Annotated in this window: 12 protein-coding genes and 1 rRNA gene; 6 read left to right on the plus strand and 7 right to left on the minus strand. The window is 42.5% G+C overall.

Translation table 11 applies throughout. The annotated features are described in order from the left end of the window. Positions 1-32: 32 nt before the first annotated feature. Together FTU37_RS07855 and FTU37_RS07860 are read right to left on the minus strand one after the other, a co-directional pair. A complete protein-coding gene (locus tag FTU37_RS07855; protein ID WP_078189479.1) occupies positions 33-998 on the minus strand; it encodes a hypothetical protein in 966 nt (321 codons plus the stop codon). 157 nt (positions 999-1,155) lie between these two features. Then, the gene (locus tag FTU37_RS07860) at positions 1,156-3,060 is read right to left on the minus strand and encodes a choice-of-anchor I family protein (protein ID WP_180124123.1); all 1,905 of its coding nucleotides are present in this window, start codon (positions 3,058-3,060) and stop codon (positions 1,156-1,158) included. A gap of 174 nt (positions 3,061-3,234) precedes the next feature. On the opposite strand from FTU37_RS07860, the gene mdtD reads away from it, so the two are divergent. The 6 genes from mdtD to FTU37_RS07890 all read left to right on the plus strand — a co-directional run bounded on the left by mdtD (position 3,235) and on the right by FTU37_RS07890 (position 9,619). Further along, positions 3,235-4,626: a multidrug transporter subunit MdtD gene (gene mdtD / locus FTU37_RS07865; RefSeq protein ID WP_180124124.1), complete on the plus strand. Its 1,392-nt coding sequence runs from the start codon at positions 3,235-3,237 to the stop codon at positions 4,624-4,626. Between the two features lie 77 nt (positions 4,627-4,703). Continuing rightward, the gene (locus FTU37_RS07870) at positions 4,704-5,489 is read left to right on the plus strand and encodes a GH25 family lysozyme (protein ID WP_180124125.1); all 786 of its coding nucleotides are present in this window, start codon (positions 4,704-4,706) and stop codon (positions 5,487-5,489) included. A 59-nt stretch (positions 5,490-5,548) separates the two neighbouring features. Beyond that, on the plus strand, positions 5,549-6,562 hold the full coding sequence (locus FTU37_RS07875; protein WP_180059108.1) for an MBL fold metallo-hydrolase: 1,014 nt from the start codon (positions 5,549-5,551) through the stop codon (positions 6,560-6,562). 63 nt (positions 6,563-6,625) lie between these two features. Continuing rightward, a complete protein-coding gene (gene dinB / locus FTU37_RS07880; protein WP_180124126.1) occupies positions 6,626-7,681 on the plus strand; it encodes a DNA polymerase IV in 1,056 nt (351 codons plus the stop codon). A 235-nt stretch (positions 7,682-7,916) separates the two neighbouring features. Further along, positions 7,917-9,233, plus strand: a complete 1,317-nt coding sequence (shiA, locus tag FTU37_RS07885) for a shikimate transporter (RefSeq protein WP_180124130.1) — start codon at positions 7,917-7,919, stop codon at positions 9,231-9,233. A 29-nt stretch (positions 9,234-9,262) separates the two neighbouring features. Continuing rightward, positions 9,263-9,619, plus strand: coding sequence for a RidA family protein (locus tag FTU37_RS07890; protein WP_180124127.1), 357 nt, complete (start codon positions 9,263-9,265; stop codon positions 9,617-9,619). Between the two features lie 76 nt (positions 9,620-9,695). On the opposite strand, the gene FTU37_RS07895 is transcribed toward FTU37_RS07890, so the two are convergent. The 5 genes from FTU37_RS07895 to rrf form a co-directional block, all read right to left on the minus strand. Further along, the gene (locus FTU37_RS07895) at positions 9,696-10,238 is read right to left on the minus strand and encodes a DUF2726 domain-containing protein (protein ID WP_078189487.1); all 543 of its coding nucleotides are present in this window, start codon (positions 10,236-10,238) and stop codon (positions 9,696-9,698) included. A 433-nt stretch (positions 10,239-10,671) separates the two neighbouring features. After that, on the minus strand, positions 10,672-13,083 hold the full coding sequence (locus FTU37_RS07900; protein ID WP_180026509.1) for a YgiQ family radical SAM protein: 2,412 nt from the start codon (positions 13,081-13,083) through the stop codon (positions 10,672-10,674). A gap of 229 nt (positions 13,084-13,312) precedes the next feature. Beyond that, the gene (locus FTU37_RS07905; RefSeq protein WP_180124128.1) at positions 13,313-14,143 is read right to left on the minus strand and encodes a M48 family metallopeptidase; all 831 of its coding nucleotides are present in this window, start codon (positions 14,141-14,143) and stop codon (positions 13,313-13,315) included. 314 nt (positions 14,144-14,457) lie between these two features. Next, positions 14,458-15,657, minus strand: coding sequence for an MFS transporter (locus FTU37_RS07910; protein ID WP_180124129.1), 1,200 nt, complete (start codon positions 15,655-15,657; stop codon positions 14,458-14,460). A gap of 162 nt (positions 15,658-15,819) precedes the next feature. Then, positions 15,820-15,934, minus strand: a 5S ribosomal RNA gene (gene rrf / locus FTU37_RS07915). Positions 15,935-15,938 lie beyond the last annotated feature (4 nt).

Raw genomic sequence — 15,938 nt, forward strand, 5'->3', positions numbered from 1 at the left:
GATTTCCTAATTCAAATCGAGATCGTGCCGACTTAACCCGACACCACACGATAGAACCATGGCAATGTTGTCGCTAAGAAAATACTCATCAACAAACCAAGCATCAATTTCATCGCATCTTTGCTGACATTTCGTGAAGTTCGATATTTATTCACTTCATGTAAATGCATGGACATGGCAAATTCACGTCCTGCGAGTAAGCCCAAGAACACCCAAGTGGTACTCATTGGAATATTACTCCACTCTTTGAACACCAATAAAATCAAGGCATACATAAAGTCAATAATGGTTGCCGAGCGAATATCAGCCACACCCGTTTTGGTGTCGATAATGCCCTGAATCGCCCCACCACGTTGGTACAAAATGATCCCAAGTAGTACGATAAACACCACAATTGCAAAAATCAGGAACTCCAGCGGCACCTGACGAGGGACGTAGACAAAAATATTGGCCAAATCCTGAATCAGCCACTGACTCCATAAAAATGCCGTCGAAACCCACTGTAGTCCCACCCAAATATTCGAGGGTGTTTCATCACGTGTTTTACTGAAATAAACCGAGATGCCTTTAATCACAAAACGATAAACAATAATTGCGACAACAAAAGCTACCGCATAACCCATCATGGACTTGGTTAACATCGACCCGAGACTACTCGGAGAGAAAATCGTTAACACTAAGAATGTGGTGCTGACCGGGATTCCGTAGCGAGTCAAAATGATCAGTAAGATCGGTGGCACAATATAGAGCCACGTGACCCCTTCTGCGGGAAATGGAATCGTTTCTAAACGACCATAAGATGCATCCCCCACGCCAGAACTGTACCAACCATAAACCAATACAATGGCTAGAATACTGCTGACATAGATCCACAACAGCCACCAAGGGCGATGCGCATTGGATGAAATAAAGGTTCCCAATGTCTGTGGCACATCATTACCGACAATAGAATAGGCCGCGAGACAGAAGCCTATGACCATCAGAATTTCGATTGTCATGAAAACAAAACACCTTTGCCATAAAGAAAAAGCCCTCCAATAAATGAAGGACTTGAGCGCATTATGACAGTTTATCTGGCGTTCATACAATTTCGTGCCGTGCTTTTCTCGACACTAAAATAAAAACCTCAAATAAAACAAATGCTTTAAACTTTAATTATTTCAATTTAATCTGATAAACCGCAGTGCTACCGCTCACTTCATTTCCAACCACCAACAAAGGTTGAGCATTGGGCGAATCTTTGGCCGCAATAAAAATCAGACCTTCAGGCCCTAAATCGCCCTGCTTAGTTATATCGGTTTGCGCAATATCCCGTGTATTAAAATACTGAACAAATTTCGCCTGTTGCGGCTGTGTGATGTCATACACCATGATCCCGCTAGCCCGCTCTAGTCCGATAAAAGCATAGGTTTTTTGGCCAATTTTACCCAGTGTGATGCCTTCAGGCTCTGGGCCTTTATTGTCACTGCGGTCATCAAATTTAAAGGCTTCATGATTACTATTAAATTGGGCTGGGAACAATTCAGCAATTTTGCGTTCAAACTCACTGCCAGAATCCCAAACAATTTTTCGACTGATTGGATCGATGATGCTGAACGAGCGCCCACCATAGCTGTACAGTTTGTCATAAACCAACTTACCGTCTTCCAATACAGGTTTTCCGGCAGCATCACGTTTAAAACCTTGTGTCCAACTGATGGTTAAACGGCCAATCTGTGCATCTTTGATTAAGTTATCCGCACAAATTTCTGTCGATGCTGTGGTGGTACAAGGTTTAAAGACACTCGGGTCGAGCTTTGCACCAACGACACCAGGTACTAGATGTCGTAAATGGGCTGCATAATCCCCTTTTGCATCAAAGCCGGCTTTTTTAAACAAATGCTTAACTCGAATTTCTTCAGCATAACCTTGGCTTAAATCATCGCTAGTAAAATACTGCGTTTCGTCTTTTAACCACTCTCGGGCATCACCTTCATTGGCGGTGACCAAATAACTTTTTCCATCCGCTTGATAATGTGCAATGGCATCAGGCATATACATACCATACAGCCCAGGCCATGCCTGAATATTGATCATCCCTGCATCTTTTGCACAGCTCTCGACCTGACGACCTAAGCTGTCTGTCGCACCAATCACACAATCACGATCACTGCCATCAAGTGCATTTTCAGGCAAGCTGTGATCTTTATAACCCATCGGAAAAATATCGATAAATTCCGCTTTCACTAGATCGAGCACGGCAATCGCATTGTTCTCTTGTAAGCTCACCCATGCCGTTTGACCATCTTGGCTCACCGCGATGTACTCTGGCTCTAAGTCTTGAGCCACACTCGTGGTTTGTACACCTTGCGTTTTCACATCGGCATACTGTGCGGTGTCGGGTCCAAAAATGCGAACGCCCGCATCGATTAGCTCTTGTTTTCGTGTATTCCACGCACGGAAATCCACCAATTTCGCCGTTGGCTTTTCAATCTGAGTTAGATCAATAATACTGACTGAACCTTCAGGGTCGACTGCATAACCTTCATTCGGTTCGCCTTCATTGGCAACCAATACTTTTTTGCCATCTGGGCTAAAGGTCAGCATGTCTGGCAAAGCCCCAACCTCGACCTGACTAATAAAACTTAAATCTTGTGCTTTAAAAAAGGCCACGATGCCCGGCTGCGTTTTATCGGCCGCTTGCACCGCGAGTGCCACGATGCCATTGTGTACAGCAACGCTATTCACCTCAGAGTCGGCCAAATATTTTTTAGCATCTAAGGATTGTAAATATGTAGGCTGTGCTGGCTGTTTCAAATCTAGTACATCAACCACACCAGCTTTGGCATTGACCACAAATACGCGCTGACTTTGAGCATCATAGGCAGGTATTTCTGCTGCACTCGCGCCAAAAATACCCGATTCATAACGCCCAATCTGCTCCAACGCGATAGTGTTTGGCGTGACTTCTTCAATCACTGGAGGGGGTGTTTGCACTTGAGCATCATCATTGCTGTCATTACACGCCACTAGCCCCACTGATAACATGGCACACATCAGCGCCGAAATTTGTAGTTTCATGTTTTCATTCGTCTTTTATTAAAATATGACCAATTTATAAACATTAGGTTGCATAGAGATGAAACTTTCATTGCATTTTTCTTGCAATTTTTTGGCTCAATTATGCAAAGCTTTTACTACATCCGAATGCCAATATTCATTTAAACTGTTTAAAAATCTCAGCTTTATTGACTTATGAATAGCACGCCAACGCATCAGGCTTTACAACCCGAATTTAGACTTCTTGTGCTATTGGTCTCTATTGGCTTTTTTATGCAAGGGCTGGATACGACCATCGTCAATACAGCAATCCCAGCGATGGCAAGAAGTTTGGGCGAAGACCCGCTACAAATGCATAGTGTGGTCGTGGCCTATGTCTTGTCCGTTGCGGCGTGTATTCCTTTAAGTGGTTGGTTGGCCGATCGTTTTGGTGTACGAAATACGTATTTCACAGCCATTATTATTTTTACGTTAGCATCGCTAGGCTGCGGCATGGCCAATAGCCTGAATGAGCTGCTGGTTTATCGGGTAATTCAAGGTATAGGTGGCGCATTACTGCTGCCTGTTGGGCGTTTGGCGATGCTCAAAGTGATTCCTCGGACACAGTTTTTATCGGCTATGAGTCTGATGAGCCTTGCTGGTTTAATGGGCCCCTTAATTGGTCCTACCCTTGGCGGTTGGATGGTGGAAGTCGCAACATGGCATTGGATCTTTTTAATAAACATTCCAATGGGACTGTTAGGAGTACTTATTACCTTTAAAGCCATGCCCAATGTGACCGAACCGAGCGTACAACGCTTCGACTTTATGGGTTTTTTCTTATTGGTCATCGCCATGGTGGGTTTATCGTTAGGCATTGAAAACTTTGCTAGCCCGCATCTGCCGCTATGGTGGAGCCTGCTATTAGTCGCTGCGGGGATCATCGCCAGTTTGATCTATGCCTTTCATGCACATACCCACGCCAATGCGCTGTTTCGCAGTAAATTATTTCAAAATCGGATCTATGCCATCGGTATTATCGGCAACTTCTTTGCCCGCCTTGGCGGCAATGCCATGCCATTTTTGATTCCCTTAATGCTACAAGTGGCTTTTGGCTTTGAGCCGTTCATCACAGGTTTATTGATGATACCGACGGTACTCGGTTCATTGGCATCCAAACCGATTATTCGTCAAATTATTCAACGCTTTGGCTATCGTAAAGTGTTATTGGTAAATACCTTCTTGGTCGGCGCCTGTATTTGCAGTTTTGCACTCTCTACGGCTGAAACCCCCACTTGGTTACGTGCCTTACACTTTTTTATTTTTGGTATTTTAAACTCGCTGCAATTCGTTTCGATGAATACCTTAACCCTCAAAGATTTACCTCAGCAAGATGCCAGCAGTGGCAACAGTTTCTTGTCGATGATTATGATGGTGTCGATGAGTATCGGTGTGGCTTTGGCAGGGACTTTAGTCAACGTGTTTACGGCCTATTATGGTGCTGCACAAATCGGAACAGCATTCCATAGCACCTTGATTTTACTCGGCTGCATTAACCTGATTACCGCAGCGATTTTTTGGCAGATTCCTAAACATGTGGATGTCTAAACCTGTGTCATCGGGCAAATCTATGACAGATCAGCCATTAAAGGGTTATGATAAAAAGGACACTTGGATACATTTTCATGCCTAAAAAAGCCAAATCACGTACCACAAAAAGTTCATTCAAAAAATACAGCCCGATTATTGCACTTAGCGCTATCAGCGGCGTCATGGTAGTGGCAGGAGTGGGTTATTTAGCTGTGATGCCGCATCGCCTTGCATCTGCAGAAGAATATCCCGTCAAAGGCTTTGATGTTTCTCATCATCAAAAAGATATTCAATGGTCAAAAATTTCACCTAAAAAATACCAATTCGTTTATCTCAAAGCCACGGAAGGTGGTGATTTTAAAGATCGAAAATTTCAAGATAACTGGTTACAAGCGCGGGAAAATGGCTTTTTAGTTGGGGCCTATCATTTTTACCGTTTGTGCCGTGATGGCAAGATTCAAGCAGAAAATTTTATTGCTTCCGTGCCGAAAAAAGCCGATGCCCTTCCTCCCGTGATTGATTTGGAATATGACACCAACTGCATTAACACCTACAGCAAAGAGCAGTTACTCAAAGAAATCACTTATATGCATGATCGCTTGCACCGCCATTATGGCAAACAACCGATTTTTTATACCTCGAAGTCTTTTTATAATATTGTTTTAGCTGGCGAGTTTAAACAGACGCCGCTGTGGGTCCGTGAATATAAAGGCCCGCCCGATCTAAAAAACAATCCGAAATGGCTGATTTGGCAACATACCAATCAAGGACAAATTCAAGGCATCTCGACCAGCGTCGATTTAAATGTATTTTCAGGTGATGCCAAGGCATGGACTGATTTTTTAGACAAAAATGGCGTTTCCCCGATCAAACCCCGTTGATTTATTCACCGACTCAGGACAACATCGAACAAAATAATCCATGAAAACTGAGTCGCAGGATGCGTATTTTAAAAATTTTTCTTATTATATTTTCAGTCTTTATGATCCTCGCCATCGGGATATTGGCATATTTGATCCAACCTTCAGGGACCTTGGCAGCGTTTAAAACGTGGCATTATCAACTTCCCACACAAAGCACTACAGATACTCGCTCAGCGGCGCCCTATCACGTCAAATTCTTTGGCGTTTCCACCTTACTTTTTGACGATGGCCAAGAGCAAATTCTCATAGACGGCTTCTTTAGTCGACCTTCACTCAGTCGGACCGTATTTACTCAAATCCAAAGTGATCAGCCTTTATTACATAGCTATATCGACCAATACGACTTAAAACGCACTCGTGCTATTTTCGTGACTCATTCGCATTATGATCATGCGCTCGATATTCCAATGTTGGCCCACCAACTCCCCAAGGCCATAATTATCGGCTCTAAAAGTACCTTAAATATCGCACGGGCGATGCCAATCGCTGAATCACAATTACACGAAGTTCAAGCTTGGCAACCGATGCAAATCGGTAAATTCACCATTACTGCCATCCCCTCGCAACATACACCGCCAACGGCCGTTAATGATGATTTGGGAGAAGAAATTTCGCAGCCACTGCAACTCCCTGCACATTTTAGTGCGTTTAAAGAAGGTGGATCGTATGATTATCTCATCCAACATGGGCCGCATTACAGTTTAGTCAAAGCCAGTACTGGTGCTGTGCCCAAACAGTTGCAAAAACTAAAAGTCGATACTTTATTTTTAGGCATTGCCCAACTTTCCAAGCAAACGGCAGCGTTTCAACAGCAATATTTCAAAGAAACCTTAGCGATTCTTCAACCCAGTACCGTGATTCCAATTCATTGGGATAATTTTTTCAAACCACTGAATCCAGAGCTCGAATTTTTGCCCCGCTTTGCCGATGACACCCCTCAAAGCCTAAATCTATTAATACAGTCGGCAGCAACTCAAAACACCAAGGTGGTTTTACTCAGTCAACCTGTGTCGTTCGAGTTAAAAAATTGAGGAAAGCGTTGGATTGACTGTGCGATACTGACATTCAATTTTTAGGCACTGATCTAACTAGGCATGAGGAAAATCATACATATCGACATGGATGCATTTTTTGCATCAGTAGAGCTGCGGGAACGTCCAGAACTCAAGCAGCTTCCTGTTGTTGTGTCTTCACATCACCCTCGTGCAGTCATCTGTGCCGCGTCCTATCCTGCACGTGAGTTTGGTTTACGCTCTGCAATGTCGATGGCACAGGCCCGTAAACTCTGCCCACAGGTCGTGGTGATTGAACCTAATTTTGAAAAATATCGTGCCGTTTCGGCACAAATTCATGCCATTTTACAACGCTATACGTCGCTGATTGAACCGCTGTCTTTAGACGAAGCTTATTTGGACGTCACAGAAAATTTACAACACATCCCGAGCGCCACCGAAGTCGCTATGCGAATTCAGGCAGAGATTTTACAAAGCACTGGTTTAACTGCCTCCGCAGGTGTCGCGCCCAACAAATTTTTGGCTAAAGTCGCTTCTGATTGGAACAAACCCAATGGCATTTGTATTATCAAACCTTCACAAGTTCTGCATTTCATCCATGACTTGGCACTGAAAAAAATTCCTGGCGTGGGAAAAGTCACTCAAGAAAAATTAAAAGCCATGCAACTCAATACATTGGGTGATTTACAACAAATTGAAGAAGCCGTTCTGATTCATCATTTCGGTAAATATGGCCGACAACTCTATCTGTATGCACAAGGGATTGATGAACGACCGGTCCAATCTAGCCGCGAGCGTCAACAGATTTCCAAAGAAACCACTTTTGATGATGATCTCACCCTGAGCCAATGTCGGCCCTATTGGCCCAAACTGATTGACCAAGTTTGGTCTAGTTTAGAAAAAAAGCAGTTAAGCGCACGTGGTGTATCGGCCAAATTAAAACTGAAGAATTTCCAAGTGCTACAGCACAGTAAGAGTTTTAAAACGTCACTGAATCATCGTGAAGACCTTGCGCAGGTGTTACAGCAATTACTGCATGAAATGCATATTTCTGAGGAAGATCAATTTCGCCTGATTGGCGTAGGGGTCTATCAATTAAGTGCGCAAAACCAAGAAGCACAACTTTCGCTGCTCTAAAAACTTCAAGAAGATCATATTTGCTTAAGATTTAGGCAGAAGAACAAAATTAAAGCAATTAGCTATTCACAAAGCCTAAAATTAGAGTACTCTATCAGCGCACTACATTATCCGTGTATGCGCTGAGATGCTGAAAATCACCTTTACTTTCAGCATGCTGTCCTGTGATTGGCGTGACGATCAAATCCGAATATTACAGGGCAACTCTGTTGTCAATCATGGAATACCCCGCTGTATGCCTTCTGTAAAATCCGCTCCAAATCCTCAAAATATTTCACAAAATCAAGAACAACGCGCTCGTAAAGCCGCATTAAGTAGCTTCATTGGTGCCGTAGTCGATTGGTACGACTTTTTACTTTATGGCATTGTTGCCGCACTCATTTTCAAAGATCAGTTTTTCCCTAGTATTGGCAACAATATGGGCACGCTTGCTGCTTTAGCCACATTTGGCGTCGGCTTCCTGTTCCGTCCATTAGGCGGCATTGTGTTTGGACATTTTGGTGACAAGCTGGGTCGTAAGAAAATGTTGGTGCTCACCGTCATCCTGATGGGCATTTCTACTGTCGGCATTGGTTTACTGCCCAATTTTTCGGCCATCGGTTGGTGGGCCCCGATCCTGCTTGTGACACTTCGAGCAATACAGGGTTTTGCGGTCGGTGGTGAATGGGGCGGCGCTGCTCTGATGGCCGTGGAAAATGCCCCGAAAGGCAAAAAAGCCTTTTACAGCAGTGGTGTACAAATTGGCTATGGCGTCGGACTTGTTCTTGCAACAGGCGCTGTGTCGTTGATTATTGCCACTTTGGGTGAAGATGCTTTTGCTGATTGGGCATGGCGAATTCCCTTTATTGCCAGTATTATCTTGCTGGCTATCGCGATGTGGATTCGACGTGATCAAGACGAATCACAAGAATTTGTCGACCATGTGGTCAAAGCTCAACAAACGCTACAAAAATTACCGATTCTGCAAGCGATTAGCCAACACCCCAAAGCCTTTTTCTACATTATTGCGCTGCGCCTGACCGAGTTACTCACCATGTATTTGGTGACGAACTTTGCACTGAATTATTCCACCGCTCAATTGGGCATGGACAAACAGTTCTTCCTCAATATCACCTTAATGGTTGGTGCAATTAGCTGCTTCAGCATTCCCCTCTTTGCGTGGCTAGCAGATCGATTTGATCATCGTAAAATGTGCGTGCTGGGTGGATTGATTGGTGCGCTTTCAGCTTTTCCCTTCTTCATGGCCCTTGATGCACAAAATACTTGGCTAATTATTGTCGGTGCAATTTTCCTTGCCAATATTGCCCATGATATGGTGGTGAGTGTACACCAGCCGATTTTCACCTCCCTGTTTGGTACCACCTATCGCTACAGTGGCGCAGGTGTCGGCTATCAAGTGGCCAGTATTATCGGTGGTGGCTTTACCCCAATGATTGCAGCAGCTTTGGTGATTTGGGGTGATGGTTCATGGCATTATGTAGCAATCTACCTTGCTGTTGGCTGTTTATTGACGGCCTTGGTTGCAGCTACAATGCCTAAAACTCAAGATTAAGTGACCTTTTTGCTTTCAGGATATTCCGCATGACCATCCAACGCCTGCATGTTTCAAAACGCTTTTCCGAAATCGCTATTTCAGGCCAATTGGTCCATTTGGCAGGTCAATTGGCAACAGACCTTGATTTAGACATCAAAGGACAAACACAGCAAACATTTGAGATCATTGATCAATTCCTTGCAGATGCCGGCACAGATAAAAGCCAAATTATGTCAGTGACCATTTATCTTAAAGATATTGAACAGGATTATGCCGCATTTAATGAAGTATGGGATGCATGGGTGTCAGACATTGAAGCATTACCCAGAACTTGTGTCGAAGCCAAATTATACGACCCGCGTGTACGGATAGAATTAACTGTCGTAGCCGTTAAGCCTGAATAACCATTAAGCCTGAATAACAATAAAAAAAGCATGTCTAAAGACATGCTTTTTGAAAAAGACTTGGCTCTTTGAATCCTTAAGATCCAATAATTTTGATCTTTTTACGTTCCAAATCTGAATATAAATGATATTTTTTCAAATCATTAACCGGTACAAATGGCGCTTGTACACGCTGCTCATTTAAGAAGTCTTCGCGTAATTGAACGTACTCAGGTACATCATCATAACGAATGACACGATAGCCTGCCAAAGCGAGCAAAGCATCTTGATATTGCGACTGCTGCATCCGTTTTAGCACCATTGGATCATCTAAAGCGACGATCGCTAAGATCTGGTGCTGTTCATCTAGGACGACAAAGTCCGCCACCATATTTCGATACTTGTTCCGCGTACGATAATATTTCGTGGTCAACAGTGCATCAAAAGATACATGCGCAAGGATCGTATGCTTAGGCAAAATTTCTTTTAAACGCGTGTAGGTTAATTGCTCATTAATGTTGAAAATAGCACGTTGTTTCAATGCGCTATCTTGTTGCTTAGAATCACCTTCTAAACTTTTCCAAGCCATTATGAGCACACAGAAGAGTAAAATACTCCCTATTACTATGTATATAGTCATCTCATAATCCTTTATATTTCTTATATTTTGGGTTTTTGACATACTTCTTATGAAGACGAAGTATACAACCAGTATTATTTTTTTAATTTCCTATTAAAAAAAATAACTCTAACTTTCACACAATACGTATTTAAACTGACAAAAAGTTGCAAACTTAAAGCGTCAAACATCACATGCCACTTCGTTCAGAGTAATAGCATCCATTGCTATATACGGATACTTTAGATCATTCGCTAAAACGACAGCAAGTGCATTTCCTCTCACTGTCAGACAATTCCGATAAGCTGTCAATTTTTGCTCGTATTTCATTAAGATAACCAACGCACAGACAGCATTGAGCTTGTAACAACATATAAAAATGCAAACTGTCTGATGCTGCCGAGCATAACATCTATAAAAAAAGACACCGAAGTGTCTTTTTTATTTAACTATTTTAAGCGCGTGATTTAGACTTTGATTTTCCTTTGGGTTTCGGACCGCCAAAAGGTTTTTTTGCATCACCCGTTTCACGCGGTGGCAGACCGGTATGCTGCGTCAAAATTTGACCGCGTTCAGGACGTTTCTTGGTATTTGAAGGACGCGATTGAGCAGCCTTCGTCCGATTGCCTTGCTCGCCTGTACGTTTTTGTGAATCACCCGCAATACTTGAGTTCTTTTTACGTGCAGATTGGTATTGACCCTCAGCACTGCCAGCCGGTTGATACGTCGGAATCAAATGCTGTTTTGAGTTACCAATCAGATCCTGACGTCCCATTTCTTTGAGCGCTTCACGTAGCAATGGCCAGTTGTTTGGATCATGGTAACGTAAGAAGGCTTTATGCAAACGACGGCGTTTTTCACCTTTCACGATATCGACATTTTCGGTATAACGCGCCACTTTAGCCAGCGGGTTTTTACCAGTGTAGTACATGGTCGTCGCAGTCGCCATTGGTGATGGATAGAAGGTTTGCACCTGATCGGCACGGAACCCATTCTTCTTCAGCCAAATCGCTAAGTTCATCATGTCATAGTCAGTCGTACCCGGATGCGCTGCAATAAAGTAAGGAATGAGATACTGCTCTTTCCCTGCTTCCTTACTGAAACGATCAAACATTTGTTTGAAACGGTCATAGGTCCCGATCCCCGGTTTCATCATCTTCGATAATGGACCTTTTTCGGTATGTTCAGGCGCAATCTTCAGGTAACCGCCCACATGGTGTGTCACCAATTCTTTGACATATTCTGGGTTTAACACCGCAAGGTCATAGCGTAAACCAGAACCGATCAGAATCTTTTTAATCCCCGGCAATGAACGCGCTTTACGGTATAACTGGGTTAAAGGTGCATGATCTGTGTGCAAGTTTTGACACACACCAGGGAATACACACGACGGCTTACGGCAGTTCTTTTCAATCTCAGGATCTTTACATGCCAAACGGTACATATTGGCCGTTGGGCCGCCTAAGTCAGAAATGATCCCAGTAAAGCCCGGTGCGGTATCACGAATTTTTTCAACTTCACGCAAAATCGATTCTTCAGAACGGTTTTGGATGATACGCCCTTCATGCTCTGTAATTGAGCAGAAGGTACAGCCGCCAAAACAGCCGCGCATAATGTTCACAGAGAACTTAATCATGTCAAAGGCAGGAAAACGCGCTTCACCATAAGCTGGATGCGGCAGACGCGCATACGGCAAGTCAAACACATAATCCATTTCTTCTGTTGTCAATGGAATCGGCGGCGCATTCAGCCAAACATCACGCTCACCATGCTTTTGCACCATCGCGCGCGCATTGCCCGGATTGGTTTCCAAATGCAAAATACGGTTGGCATGTGCATACAGTACAGGATCATTCGCCACATCTTCATAGGCAGGTAAACGAATCACCGCCAATTCACGCGGCGGCAATTTATGCTTAATGGCTTTTGATGCAGGCTGCAGCTGCACGATTTGTGTGTCGGCGTCTAAGTTATCACCTTCACGAACAATCGGATTTGCTACCGCTTCTTTTTGGAAGCCTTGATATTGCGTAACGCTGTCTTTGCCTTTTTCGATTTCACAGCCTTCAAGGTCTTCGGTCATCACATAAGGGTTAATGATCGGATCGACACGGCCAATTGCATCAACATCATTCGATGCGATTTCAACAAACTTCGCTTTTGAAGCCCGGTTATTTTTATTCACAATAAATGCGGTACCGCGGACATCCGTAATCTCTTGGATTTTTTCACCGCGGGCCAAACGATGCATGATTTCCGTGATTGAACGTTCACCATTACCATACATCAATAGGTCGGCTTTCGAGTCCATCAATACTGAACGGCGGACTTTATCTGACCAATAATCATAATGCGCAATACGGCGCAGCGAGGCTTCAATACCGCCCAATAATACAGGCACATCTGGATATGCTTCACGCACACGCTGGCAATATACCGTTGCTGCACGGTCTGGACGTTTATTCGGTTGATTATCTGGAGAATACGCATCATCCGAACGGATTTTACGGTCTGCCGTATAGCGGTTGATCATCGAATCCATATTGCCGGCTGTTACGCCCCAAGCAATATTCGGTTTACCCAATACACGGAACGCTTCTACATTGGTCCAGTCTGGCTGAGCAATAATCCCGACACGGAAACCCTGCGCTTCAAGGGTTCGACCGATGATGCCTGAACAGAATGACGGATGATCGATATACGCATCACCGCAAACCAAAATAAAGTCGCAGCTATCCCAACCGAGTTGATCCATTTCTTCGCGTGACATCGGCAAAAATGGCGCAGGGTCAAAACAAGACGCCCAATATTTGTCGTAATCAAACAACGCTTTTGGCGCAGTCTGCATAGTATAAGCAGTAGACATGGCTAGCAATTCTCGGCTGGCAGATGGAATGATCTGAAAAAAGATCAAAGAAGATGAAAGCCGATAATTTTACCATGAATTCCATTCATCATGCTTGATTATAATTTATACAACAGCTACAGAATCATTGAATTGTTTTATATAGACTTCAGATGTAATAGTGCTGTAGCACAACTATAAAACAAGATTTAAATAAATCATTTGTAACTTTGCTTTAGTTTAAATCAACCTAGAATGTGTCATGAGTTATCGCATTTTTATTCAATATTAATGCCTGCGCCTGTTGAAATTGAATGTGCATTTCAGGTAAATATTTTTCAATATAAATCTTACGCTTATCCATACTGTCTTGAGTCATCAATGGTTTTACATCAAGCAATTGACGGCGTGTCGTTTCCTGCTGATATTTCTGCCAAAACCTCAATGCTGCATTTGGATCAAAACCTGCTTTCGACATCAGATCAAGTGCAAGGACATCTGCTTCCAGTTCAAATTTTGAAACTTTAGGCAAAAAAACAGCTTGCCCAGTCACACTACTGGCCGCAGTAGCAAGCGCGCCGATACCCGCAGTTGAAGAAATCATCGCCACCTGACTAGCAAACAGCAAGGAAATCTTCTCACGATGATGATCACGCAATGCATGTGCCATTTCATGCGCCATCACAAATGCCAATTCATCTTCAGTCAGCTTTAAACTCCAGTACAAACCCGTATTAATGACAATTTTCCCACTTGGAAAACCATGTGCATTTAAATCTTTATTGAGATTCCCACTGACTTGCCAATCCCATTGACTCGAACCATGACGGTAAAACTCCGCATTTTGCTTGAGTTTATTTAAAACTTGATCCAATTTCGGATCGATGATCAAAAGTTTCTTGTCTTTCGCCTGATGAATAAATTGTTGATAGGTTCTATCTGCCTGTTTAGTTAATAACTTTTGAGGAACGATAAAAAACTGTTTACGCTCTGCGCCTGCTGTCCCTAAATTCGTGGTATTTGCACAAGCTGAAATTAAGATAAAAACCAAAGCCATCATTAAAATAGTTATATTTTTCATAATCACCTTCAGTTTAAAACTAATGATGATCTATTTATAATTCCAACTAAAATAAATGCAAAAACATTCATAAAATACACATAAACATTAAATATCAATGACTTAAAAATATAATAAATTTTAAAAATGATAACCAAAAATATTTTATTTATTATATTGTGATGCGTTTCATTATTATGAGGCACCTTTTAAAAGGCATATTAGACCAAAGTTGTATAATCATAAAAATAGTAAATTCCGCCATTTTTATAGTGTTATTTATATTAAAAAATAGATGTAAAACGAATATTAAATAATAGCTTATTCACATATTTCTATTTTAATTTATTCAATTGTATTGCTAAAAATAAACCGATCATCAAGATAACAGCAATAAAGCTCGTCAACCCAATCCAACCAGACATCTCCCAAACCAAACCACTACTGCTACCCAAAATACTGGAACCTAAGTAGTAGCAAAATAAATATAGAGATGAACCTACGGCACGGTATTGCAGGGATTGAACTGATACCCAACTACTTGCCGTGGAATGCGCTGCAAAAAAAGCAAAGGTGAATACAATCAGCCCCAAAATGACTGACCAAAATGCCGGAATGAGCATAATCAACAGCCCCAACAACATCATGATCAGCATTGCAGGTAAAACTTTTTCACGCCCAAAGCGTTTCCCCCAACTTGCAGCCCGAGGTGAACTATATATTCCTGCCAAATAAGCTATGGAAATTAGCCCAATCCAAGTTTGAGAAAGTTGATAAGGTTCTTCTAATAGGTGGTAGCTCATATAGTTAAATATAGAGACAAAACATCCCATGAGGATAAAGCCTTGAAGGAATAAAATTCTCAGCTTTGGATCTGCTAAATTTTTAACGAAAGATTCATAAAATCGGTTGAAACGAATGGGGTAAGCTTGAAAATGTTGAGATGCCGGAAGTAATAAAAAGAATGCTGTGGCTATACATAGGTTAATGATTCCAATAATCATCATGGCATTTTGCCAACTAATATAATCAATCAATACCCCGGCAATGAGACGACCACCCATTCCTCCAATCGCGGTACCCGAAATATACAGGCCCATTGCAAAGCCTATATCTTTTTGCTCAATTTCTTCACCTATATAAGTCATTGCAACTGCAGCAACACCGCTAACACTTAATCCGATCAGCACGCGATTCAATAAAAATATTTCCCAAAGTGGAAATATAGAACTAATGATTGAAAGTGACGCTGCCAAAAATAAAGCGGTGACCATCACAGGCTTACGACCGAATCGATCTGAAATCAAACCAGTGAATAGCAGCCCAATCGCTAAGGCAATGGTAGAAAAAGATAAAGGAAAGCTGCTATGTGTCGGACTGACATGAAAGAAATTCGCAAAGATGGGCATCATCGGTTGTACACAATACAACGATGAAAAAATTGCGAAGCCTGCTAAAAATAAAGAAAATAAAATGGCAAGAAATGGCCGTGTGCCATATTCAATATAAGGAGAATTTGAGGCTAAATCAGACATGAGCTTTCCAACAATGACACGGATAGTATACGCCTTTCAGTCTTTAATTTATAAATCACATGAAATGAATGATGAATTCTTTCTTTTTTTCTCACTACTTCTTTTTCTTTTCCCCGCATAAAAAAACACCCCCTGACGTATCAGGGGGTGTTTAGAATAATGAGCTGGCGATGACTTACTCTCACATGGGTAACCCCACACTACCATCAGCGCTAAGAGGTTTCACTTCTGAGTTCGGGAAGGGATCAGGTGGTTCACTCTTGCTATTGTCGCCAGCACAA

This window comes from Acinetobacter sp. YH12097, from assembly GCF_013419225.1.
GTDB classification, from domain to species: Bacteria; Pseudomonadota; Gammaproteobacteria; order Pseudomonadales; family Moraxellaceae; genus Acinetobacter; species Acinetobacter amyesii.

Bases quoted from the DNA above. Each gene is read 5' to 3' on its own strand.
- FTU37_RS07855 (WP_078189479.1), bottom strand. From the start codon at position 998: ATGACAATCGAAATTCTGATGGTCATAGGCTTCTGTCTCGCGGCCTAT.
- FTU37_RS07860 (WP_180124123.1), bottom strand. From the start codon at position 3,060: ATGAAACTACAAATTTCGGCGCTGATGTGTGCCATGTTATCAGTGGGG.
- mdtD (WP_180124124.1), top strand. From the start codon at position 3,235: ATGAATAGCACGCCAACGCATCAGGCTTTACAACCCGAATTTAGACTT.
- FTU37_RS07870 (WP_180124125.1), top strand. From the start codon at position 4,704: ATGCCTAAAAAAGCCAAATCACGTACCACAAAAAGTTCATTCAAAAAA.
- FTU37_RS07875 (WP_180059108.1), top strand. From the start codon at position 5,549: ATGCGTATTTTAAAAATTTTTCTTATTATATTTTCAGTCTTTATGATC.
- dinB (WP_180124126.1), top strand. From the start codon at position 6,626: ATGAGGAAAATCATACATATCGACATGGATGCATTTTTTGCATCAGTA.
- shiA (WP_180124130.1), top strand. From the start codon at position 7,917: ATGCCTTCTGTAAAATCCGCTCCAAATCCTCAAAATATTTCACAAAAT.
- FTU37_RS07890 (WP_180124127.1), top strand. From the start codon at position 9,263: ATGACCATCCAACGCCTGCATGTTTCAAAACGCTTTTCCGAAATCGCT.
- FTU37_RS07895 (WP_078189487.1), bottom strand. From the start codon at position 10,238: ATGACTATATACATAGTAATAGGGAGTATTTTACTCTTCTGTGTGCTC.
- FTU37_RS07900 (WP_180026509.1), bottom strand. From the start codon at position 13,083: ATGTCTACTGCTTATACTATGCAGACTGCGCCAAAAGCGTTGTTTGAT.
- FTU37_RS07905 (WP_180124128.1), bottom strand. From the start codon at position 14,143: ATGAAAAATATAACTATTTTAATGATGGCTTTGGTTTTTATCTTAATT.
- FTU37_RS07910 (WP_180124129.1), bottom strand. From the start codon at position 15,657: ATGTCTGATTTAGCCTCAAATTCTCCTTATATTGAATATGGCACACGG.